This window comes from Candidatus Methylomirabilota bacterium (assembly GCA_036002485.1).
Classification (GTDB): Bacteria; Methylomirabilota; Methylomirabilia; order Rokubacteriales; family CSP1-6; genus AR37.
Genome location: DASYTI010000198.1, coordinates 1 through 2,161 on the forward strand (window position 1 = coordinate 1; position 2,161 = coordinate 2,161).

General features: G+C 67.6%; 2 protein-coding genes. Both read right to left on the reverse strand.

What is annotated here, in order from left to right:
* Positions 1 to 13: 13 nt before the first annotated feature.
* A complete protein-coding gene (locus tag VGT00_17735; protein HEV8533268.1) occupies positions 14 to 1,165 on the reverse strand; it encodes an acyl-CoA dehydrogenase family protein in 1,152 nt (383 codons plus the stop codon).
* 32 nt (positions 1,166 to 1,197) lie between these two features.
* Positions 1,198 to 2,055 (reverse strand): 3-hydroxybutyryl-CoA dehydrogenase, encoded by an 858-nt coding sequence (locus VGT00_17740; protein HEV8533269.1) that lies wholly within the window; start codon positions 2,053 to 2,055, stop codon positions 1,198 to 1,200.
* Positions 2,056 to 2,161 lie beyond the last annotated feature (106 nt).

The window sequence follows — 2,161 nt, forward strand, 5'->3', positions numbered from 1 at the left end:
CGGGTCGCGCGGGTCAGAGCTTGCCCAAAAGGTGCTGGGCGATGACCAGGCGCTGGATCTGGTTGGTGCCTTCGTAGATCTGCGTGATCTTGGCGTCCCGCATGTATCGCTCGACCGGGAACTCCCGGGTATAGCCGTAGCCGCCGAGCACCTGCACGGCGTCCGTGGTCACCTTCATGGCCGTGTCCGAGGCCAGGCACTTGGCGAAGGAGGCCTCCATGGCCGTCTGCGTCTCCCCACGATCGATGAGCCCGGCCGCGTGGTGCACGGTCAGGCGTGAGGCGTGCACGGCCATGGCCATGTCCGCCAGCATGAACTGGATGCCCTGGAAGGCCCCGATGGGCTGATCGAAGGCGCGACGCTCTCGGGCATAAGAGACGGCGGCATCCAGAGCGGCCTGGCCGATTCCCACGGCCTGGGCGCCGATGGTCGGGCGCGACTGCTGAAGGGTCCGCATGGCCACGGGGAACCCCTGCCCCTCCTCACCCAGTCGGTTGTCCACCGGCACCTCGCAGTCGGTGAAGTGCAGCGAGACGGTCGGGCTGCCGTGGATCCCGAGCTTCTTCTCCGTCTTGCCGACGCTGAACCCCTTCATGCCCGGCTCGACGAGGAGGGCGGTGACGCCCTTGGCGCGCTTGGCCCTGTCCGTGGTCACGAACACCGTGATGACACCGGCGTGAGAGCCGTTGGTCACCCACATCTTGGATCCGTTGACGATGTACCGGTCGCCCTTCCGGACGGCCGCGCAGGTCACGGCGGCGGCGTCGGAGCCCGAGCCGGACTCCGAGAGCGAGAAAGCAGCGGTGATCTCGCCCGCGGCGATGCGCGGGAGGTAGCGCCGCTTCTGCTCGTCGGTGCCGGCGAAGAGAATGGGATAGCCGCCGAGGTTCTGCACGAGGAAGACGGTGGAGGTCGACGCGCAGGCCCAGGCGACCTCCTCGGCGGCGAGACAGAAGGCCAGCGACCCCGCCGCGCTGCCGCCGTACTGCTCGGGGATGTGAAGCCCCATCAGGCCCTGCTTGGCGAGAGCGGAGAGCTGCTCCTGAGGGTACTCGCCCGTCTCGTCCACGTGAGCGGCCAGGGGCGCGATGCGCTCCCTCGCGATCTCGCGGGCCAGGTCGCGGATGGCGCGCTGCTCGTCGGTCAAGTAGAAGAGGTTTTTCATAGTGGGCGGCCGGGCCCGGAAAGGCTGGCTACCTATTTCTGCGCGTAGTCGTAGAAGCCCCGCCCGGACTTCCTGCCCAGGCGCCCGGCCATGACCATGCGCTTCAGGAGCGGCGGCGGGGCGTAGCGCGGCTCGCGGAATTCCTCGAACATGACTTCCGCCACGAACATGGCCGTGTCGAGCCCGACGAGGTCGAGCAGGGTGAACGGTCCCATCGGGTAGCCACAGCCGAGCTTCATGGCCTGGTCGATGTCCTCGAGGGTGGCGAGGCCCCCCTCATAGACGCGGACGGCGTCGAGAAGATAGGGCACGAGCAGGCGGTTGACGATGAAGGCCGTGGAGTCCTTCGTCTTGACGGGCACCTTGCCCACGGCCTGCACCCACTCGTAGGCCGCGGTGACGGTGGCATCGTCGGTCAGGACGGACTGCACGACCTCCACCAGCTTCATCAGAGGGACGGGGTTGAAGAAGTGCAGTCCCAGCACCTGCCCGGGCCGCTTGGTCGCGGCGGCCATGGCCGTGATCGTGCACGACGAGGTATTCGAGGCGAGCAGGGCATGCGGCCGGCAGATGGCGTCCAGCTTGGCGAAGGTCTCGTTCTTGAGGGCCTGGTTCTCCGTGATCGCCTCGACGACGAGATCGCAGTCCTTGAGGTCCTCGAGCTGGATCGAGCCCTTGATCCGCCCGAGCGCCTCATCCTTGGCGCGCGCTTCCATCTTCGCCTTGGCCACCTGCGCCTCCAGGCTCTTGCGGATACCCGCGAGCCCTTTGTCGAGGAAACTCGCATTGGCCTCGACGACGATGGTAGGGAAGCCGGCCTGCGCCGAGACCTGCGCGATGCCGGAGCCCATGAGACCGCAGCCGATGACGCCAACTTGCTTGATGGCCATGCTTGAACAACCTCCCCGGGACGTGCTCCCTGGAACGTGAGGCGGAGAGCGAGGAGCGGCGGTACGGCTACCTGCGGCCGCGGCCGGGCAGCGGAACGGCCGCCAT

What these genes read in the sequence shown, in the direction of transcription:
- VGT00_17740 (HEV8533269.1), bottom strand. Translation starts at nt 2,055, where the DNA reads ATGGCCATCAAGCAAGTTGGCGTCATCGGCTGCGGTCTCATGGGCTCC.
- VGT00_17735 (HEV8533268.1), bottom strand. Translation starts at nt 1,165, where the DNA reads ATGAAAAACCTCTTCTACTTGACCGACGAGCAGCGCGCCATCCGCGAC.